Source organism: Actinophytocola sp. (assembly GCF_035712165.1).
Lineage (GTDB): Bacteria > Actinomycetota > Actinomycetes > Mycobacteriales > Pseudonocardiaceae > DASYTH01.
The window spans coordinates 1-6,280 of sequence record NZ_DASTBH010000203.1 but is presented as its reverse complement, the minus strand read 5'-3'; the positions used below and the strand labels follow the sequence as shown (position 1 = coordinate 6,280).

The following is a 6,280-nucleotide window of genomic DNA, read 5'->3' as shown; positions in this document are numbered from 1 at the left end:
GGTTAGAGGCGAAGACGTTTGACCAGAACGTCACACCGCTCCTCGCGGGCGGCGTCGCCATCGAAAACCGAGTGACACACGACTTCGCCGCACCCCCAGCCGACGTAGCCGAGCCGCTCGTACAGGCGGGCGGCGCGGACGTTGCTGACTTCGACGGCGAGTGCGACTCGGCCGTAGCGTAAATCTCGGAGGTTCTCCTCGGCGGTGGCGATGAGGGTGGTGCCGATGCCGCCGTTCCGGTACTCCCTGAGTACCTCCAGATGGGTCAGGAACGGCACCCCCGGCAGGAAGCGCCGGATCTCGGCTTCCTCCGCGATCTCGAGACGCAGGTACACGTGCCCGGCCGGGCGGTTGTGCTTCCAGGCCGTGAACAGCACGCCCTTGCCCTGCTGCTGGTGAGCCAGGCGTTCGGAGAAGTACCGGCGCTGGCCCAGCGCCTCGGTCAGGGTGTGCAGGTCGGCCCAACTCGCCGGGCGGATCTCAAGATCGCTGAGCTGCAGCAGGTCGCTCATGCTTCCACGGTAAGGTTAGTTGGCGTTCACACAAGTAGTTGCGCGGGCCAAAAGCATGGCGCGTTCACGTTCGTTGCGTGTCAGTGCCGCCGCACGTTCGAATTCGCCGCGGGCCTCGTCGAGTCGGCCGAGCTTGACCAGAAAGTCACCGCGGACGCTGGGCAGCAGGTGGTAGGCGCGCAGCGCCGGCTCGTCGCGAAGCGCGTCGACCAGTTCGAGGCCGGCGGCCGGGCCACGCGCCATCCCCAGGGCCACGGCCCGGTTCAGCTCGATCACCGGGGACGGGGTGCCGGCGGCGAGCGCGGCGTACAACTCGGCGATGCGGGTCCAGTCGGTGTCCTCGGCCACGGCCGCCCGGGCGTGGCAGGCGGCGATGGCGGCCTGCAGCGTGTACGGCCCGGGTGACTCGGACAGCGCCTCGGCGCGCTCCAGCGCGGTCAGGCCGCGGTTGATCAGCAGCCGGTCCCACCGGGACCGGTCCTGGTCCAGCAGCAGGATCGGCTCACCGTCTGCTCCGGTGCGCGCCCCGGACCGGGAGGCCTGGATCTCCAGCAGCGCGAGCAGACCGTGCACCTCGGCCTCGGCGGGCGCCAGCCCCACCAGGACCCGGCCGAGGCGCAGCGCGTCCGCGCAGAGCGCGGGCCGGAGCCAGTCGTCGCCCGCGGTCGCCGAGTAGCCCTCGTTGAAGATCAGATAGATCACTTCGAGCACGGACGACAGCCGGCCCGCCCGCTCGGCGCCCTCGGGCACCTCGAATGGCACGCCGGCCTTCGCGATGGTCTTCTTCGCCCGCACGATCCGTTGGGCCACGGTCGACTCGGGGACCAGGAAGGCCCGGGCGATCTCGTCGGTGGTCAGCCCTCCGAGCAGCCGGAGGGTCAGCGCCACCCGGGCCTCGGTGGTCAACACCGGGTGGCAGGACACGAAGATCAGCCGCAGCACGTCGTCGTCGATGGTGTCCTCGACCGCGGCGTCGAAGTCGGCGCCGCCGCCCGGGCCGCCGAGCTCCAGCTCGTGGCCGAGCTCGGCGAGCTTGCGGCCGAGTGTTTCCTTGCGGCGCAGGGCGTCGATGGCCCGGCGTTTGGCGGTCGTCATCAACCAGGCGCCCGGGTTGCGCGGCACGCCCTCGGCCGGCCACTGCTCGAGCGCGGCGACCAGGGCGTCCTGCGCCAGTTCCTCGGCAAGGCCGATGTCGCGCACCAGCCGGACCAGTCCCGCGATCACCCGGGCCGACTCGATGCGCCATACGGCGTCCACCGTGCTGTTCGTATCGGATGCCGTCACGGCGTCCAATCAGAGCAGCTTCACCCGCGCGAGGGCAACAGACGGGCCTTCACCAGAAGCAGCGCCACCCCGACCAACCCGCCGAGCAGGACACCGCCGAACCCGAACGCCACCCCGATCAAGACGATCACCGCCGCGAAGCCGGCCAGCAGCAGGAACGCGGTGCGCAGGGTGGATGCCAGGCCGCCCACAGTGCGTTCGGCGAGCCAGAGCCAGCCGTCGCGACTGCTCAGCTGGGACCACCAGCGGCCGGCATCCGGGCCGGCCACCCGTCTCGGGATCACCACCGGCCGGTATTCCGCGGCCGGCGGACCGGCGATGCGCTCCAGGTGCACGAGGCGGCGCCGCACCCGCTCGCCCGACGCATTTGCATCTGGCAAGGGCCTCGTCTCTGGTTCTACACTGACCAACGTTCTTGCTCTTCCTTCGGAATTTGCACATGGGGGGCCGGAACAACCACGCGGCTCCCTGTGTCAGCAGGGAGCCGCGCCACGTCCGGAGTCCGGAGTGGATCCCGGCGTGAGTGCTACATCATGGCGGATACGGCGCCGTAACCTCTCCGTGACTCGCCGATCTAGCGGTGAACGGAGCGTATCCGTCGCCGAGCGGTCACACTCGTTCGACTCGAAGAAATCGTCGTCAAACGGCGCCGGGACGTACGTGAAGTTGTTTCGAAACCTGATGTTGGTCCGATGGGGTGACCTGCGGCAATGGTCTGGACCGCTGACCCTCCACCGTGGAGCGACCCAGCACGCGGGGGACCCGACCGGCGGCCGTCCGACGCCGGTGATCATTACCCAGCGTAGACCATGATCGTCCGGCGATTTCGGCGCAGTACCAAGGCAACCGCTAGGCCCAGCCGTCCAGCCAGGCCGGCGGGGCGTCCAGTCCGACATCCAACGCGGCCCCGATGGACCGGCCGCGCTGCACCGCGTTGATCCGGCGGAACTTCAGCTCGGCGGCCGGGTTGTCCGACGCCAGGATCTGCTCGATCACCATTGCCAGCGCGTGCTCGTCGTGATCGCGAACCTCGTTCTCGATCCCGGCCGGAAGCTCGCCCGGAATGGTGTCGAATCGGAGCAGGTCGTGTCCGGCCCGGGCGCAGACCGGGCAGTCGCAATAGGTCACGCCGGCTCCGTCCCACTCGGCGAGCCGGCCGAGGATATTGGCGCGCTGCCAATGCAGTAGCCGGGGCACGAACACCAGCGGGCTGCGCTTGCGCCGGTTGTAGGCGTCCCGCGCCTTGGCGGCGAACGGCAGGCCCAGGTGCCGGGTCGACGTGCTGAACCCGATCGCCGCGCCGGTGGCTCCCTCGAGCACCGCCGGCAGCCCGGTCAGGTCGGTACGCAGCAGTTCGAGGTCGCGTCGCGCGTCGGCCGCCCAGCGCAGCAACCGCCGGAACGCCTCGATCTTGGGCACGGTGTCCAGCGGGTTGTAGGCCGCCGCGAACAGCACCGAGACGTCCCGGTCCGCCGCCCGCAGCGCCTCCTCCAGCGAGTCGATGTGCCGCCGGCCCAGCCACCCGGCGTCCAGCGCGAGCACCACGGACACCGGCACCGGATAGTCCCTGGCCAACTCGGCGCGCAGGTCGTCGACCCGGCCCACCCGGATTCGGGCGCCGGCCGTGCGCACCACCGGCAGGTCCAGTTCGGCCTGGGCGCTCACCCAGTCGAACGGCGCGCACTCGATGCCGGGCAGGGTCAGCTGGTCGGACGGCTTGGCCGGCCGGTTGCGGTACGCCGCCGGATCGAGGTCGACCCCGGACAACTCGCCGACCCGGTCCAGGTACCTGGCGATACGCAGCCCGGCCAGGCCCTGCAGGGTCACTCCACCGAACCGGTCTCGGCAGCGCAGCACGTCGTCCACCCGGCAGCGCCCGAGGTAGGCGCGCATCCGCCCCACCCGACAACGGTAACCGACCCCACCACCACGGCGTAGCCAGCGTGCCGACCCGCCGCCCCCGGGTTGACCGGCGCTTACAGGGGTACAGTCGGTGCGTGCGCATGGCGCAACCCGTCCGGGACCATGTGTGCTGGTACTACGACAGCACCGCGGATCTCCGCTCGTCGATGGCGAGCTACCTGACCGAGGGCATCGCCCGCGGCGAACAGGTCTGCGTCGTGGCGTCGGAGGAGTTCCCCGAGCTGGTCGACCGGCTGGAGCGGCTCGCCGACCGCCGGGCGGGTGCGGTTCAGGTCCTCAGCGTCCGGGAGCGCTACCGCGTCGACGATCTGATCGACGGTCCCACCCAGGTCAGCGCGTACGCCGCGGCGACCGAGCAGGCGTGCGCGGCGGGGTTCACCGGGTTGCGGGTCGCCGTGGACGTCACCGAACTGGTGCGCACCCCGGAGCAGCGGCTTGCCTTCGCCGCCTACGAGCACCTGGCCGACCGGTACATGGTGGCGCACCCGTTCACCGCGATGTGCGCCTACGACCGGGCGCTCGGCCAGCAGGCGATCGCGGAGCTGGCCTGCCTGCATCCCCGGGCCCGGGCCGGCGCGACCTCGTTCCACCTGTACGCGGTGCCGGACGGGGTGGCCCTGTACGGGGAGCTCGACCTGGCCAGCCGGTCGCTGCTGCCGCACGCGCTGGCCAACGTCGATCTGGTTCCGTCCGGCGGCGAGATCGTGGTGGACGCCCGGGGGATTCGGTTCATCGACCACCGCAGCCTGATCGCGCTCGCCGAACACGTCCGCCCCCGGGGCGCGACGCTGGTCTTCCGCACGCACTGGGCGGGCGCCGAACGCCTGGTCGAGCTGCTGAACCTGGACGGGGTCCGGGTCGTCCTCGAGCCCTGAGTGACCAAACGTACGGACATTTCTCGTTGAGCTTCGCCCTGACGCGCCCTAATCTAGATGTACGTACATTTGGGTTGGGATGGGGATGACCGTACTGCTACTCACGCTGGCCGGCGGCGCCATCGTGGGCCTGGCCGTCGGCGCGCTCGGCGGCGGTGGCGGGGTGCTGGCCGTTCCGGTGCTGATCTACCTGCTCGGGCTGTCCCCGGTCGACGCCGGCACCGCCAGCCTGATCATCGTGCTGGCCACGGCGATCGTCGCGCTCGCCCGGCACGCGCGGGCCGGTCTGGTGAGCTGGCGTACCGGCGCGGTGTTCGCCTCGGCCGGCCTGATCCCCGCCATCGCCGCGTCGGCGCTGTCCCCATACCTCCCGCGCCCGGTGCTCACCGGCGCCTTCGCCGTACTCGCGGTCGCCGCGGCCGTCGCCATGCTCAGCCCGATGGCCGCCCCACCGGCCGCCCGCGGTTCCACGGTGCTCACGCGGCACCGCACCTCGGTACCGGTTGCCGCGGGCGCCGGACTGGGCGCGGTCACCGGCCTGCTCGGCGTCGGCGGCGGTTTCCTTACCGTGCCCACCCTCGTCACCGTGCTCTCGCTGCGCATGAAGGTCGCCGTCGGCACCAGCCTGCTGGTCATCACGATCACCTCGGCGGCCGCCCTCGGCACGCGCCTGCTGACCGTCGGCGTCAGCCTGGACTGGCCCGTGGTCGCCCCGTTCATCGGTGCGGCGATCCTCGGCGCCTGGGACGGCAAACGCCTGGCCGGCCGGCACTCCGGCGCGACCCTGCAGCGGGCGTTCGCCCTCCTGCTGCTCGCCATCGCCGCGTTCATGCTGGTCGAGACCGTCACCTGAGCGCGAGCCGGTAACCCGTCGCCGACGAGAAGTCAGCCGTCAACGCGAACCGGTCCCCCCGCACGACGGTATGCCGCCACTCCACCGGTTTGTCCCCCGCGCTACTCAGCCGGTTGATCGAGAAGACGGCGACCCCCTCCGGGCACCGCAGCAACCCCCGCTCCGCCGCCGTGGGCAGCGCCGCGTGCACATATTCTCGTCCATGATCAAGCCGAACCCCCGCCCGCGCCGCCAACTCCCGGTACAGCCCGGTATCCCGAAAATCCACCCCCAGCAGCGTCCGCCCCACATCCTCGACCAGCCACACCCGGTCCAACGCCAACGGCTCACCCCCGGCCACCCGCACCCGCTCCAGGTAGACCAGCGGAGCCGACCCCTCCAACCCCAGCCGCTCGGCCACCAACGCATCCGCCCGGACATCGAAGAACCGCACCGCGCTGTGCTGCGCCAACCCCGCCGCCTCGACCGACGCGAAAAGGCTGTACAACGCCCCCATCGGCTGCAAAATCTCGGTGGCCGGCGCGATCCGAGGCTGCCGCCCCCGCATCGCCGTCACCACCCCATCGGCCCGCAACCGCTGCAACGCCTGGCGCACCGTCTGCCGGCTGATCCCATACTCCCCGGCCAGCACGAGCTCGCCCGGAAACTGCTCCCCGAACTCCCCCGCCCCCACCCGCTCCAACAGGTCGTCCTGCAACTGCCGCCACAACGGCACCCCCGCACCCCGCACCAACCGCCGCACCATCCACCTCCCTACCCACCAACCAAACCACCCCACCCGCCCCCCAACCAAATCCCCACCCGCGAATTGGCGAAGTACCTCCACCTCACCC

At 71.1% G+C, this 6,280-nt stretch carries 7 protein-coding genes; 2 read left to right on the top strand and 5 right to left on the bottom strand.

What is annotated here, in order from left to right; genetic code table 11:
* Positions 1-2 precede the first annotated feature (2 nt).
* From VFO68_RS11395 to VFO68_RS11380, 4 genes are all read right to left on the bottom strand, one after another.
* Positions 3-512, bottom strand: coding sequence for a GNAT family N-acetyltransferase (locus VFO68_RS11395; protein ID WP_325158195.1), 510 nt, complete (start codon positions 510-512; stop codon positions 3-5).
* A 15-nt stretch (positions 513-527) separates the two neighbouring features.
* On the bottom strand, positions 528-1,796 hold the full coding sequence (locus VFO68_RS11390; protein ID WP_325158194.1) for an RNA polymerase sigma factor: 1,269 nt from the start codon (positions 1,794-1,796) through the stop codon (positions 528-530).
* Positions 1,797-1,816: 20 nt separating this feature from the next.
* Positions 1,817-2,146 (bottom strand): hypothetical protein, encoded by a 330-nt coding sequence (locus VFO68_RS11385; protein ID WP_325158193.1) that lies wholly within the window; start codon positions 2,144-2,146, stop codon positions 1,817-1,819.
* 499 nt (positions 2,147-2,645) lie between these two features.
* A complete protein-coding gene (locus tag VFO68_RS11380) occupies positions 2,646-3,698 on the bottom strand; it encodes a hypothetical protein (RefSeq protein ID WP_325158192.1) in 1,053 nt (350 codons plus the stop codon).
* 101 nt (positions 3,699-3,799) lie between these two features.
* Between VFO68_RS11380 and VFO68_RS11375 the strand changes: the two genes are divergently transcribed.
* Both VFO68_RS11375 and VFO68_RS11370 read left to right on the top strand, forming a co-directional pair.
* Positions 3,800-4,594 carry an MEDS domain-containing protein gene (locus tag VFO68_RS11375; protein ID WP_325158191.1) on the top strand — a complete coding sequence of 265 codons (795 nt, stop codon included), beginning with the start codon at positions 3,800-3,802 and terminating at the stop codon, positions 4,592-4,594.
* Positions 4,595-4,679: 85 nt separating this feature from the next.
* Entirely contained in the window at positions 4,680-5,447 is a 768-nt protein-coding gene (locus tag VFO68_RS11370) for a sulfite exporter TauE/SafE family protein (RefSeq protein ID WP_325158190.1), read from the top strand.
* Here VFO68_RS11370 and VFO68_RS11365 read toward each other — a convergent pair.
* Complete coding sequence (locus VFO68_RS11365; protein WP_325158189.1) at positions 5,440-6,192, bottom strand: GntR family transcriptional regulator; 753 nt, start codon at positions 6,190-6,192, stop codon at positions 5,440-5,442. The two genes, VFO68_RS11370 and VFO68_RS11365, sit on opposite strands and share 8 nt — an antisense overlap.
* Positions 6,193-6,280: the final 88 nt, after the last annotated feature.

Excerpts from the sequence above, each read along its gene's own strand:
- VFO68_RS11365 (WP_325158189.1), bottom strand. The coding sequence starts at position 6,192 with ATGGTGCGGCGGTTGGTGCGGGGTGCGGGGGTGCCGTTGTGGCGGCAG.
- VFO68_RS11375 (WP_325158191.1), top strand. The coding sequence starts at position 3,800 with ATGGCGCAACCCGTCCGGGACCATGTGTGCTGGTACTACGACAGCACC.
- VFO68_RS11395 (WP_325158195.1), bottom strand. The coding sequence starts at position 512 with ATGAGCGACCTGCTGCAGCTCAGCGATCTTGAGATCCGCCCGGCGAGT.
- VFO68_RS11370 (WP_325158190.1), top strand. The coding sequence starts at position 4,680 with ATGACCGTACTGCTACTCACGCTGGCCGGCGGCGCCATCGTGGGCCTG.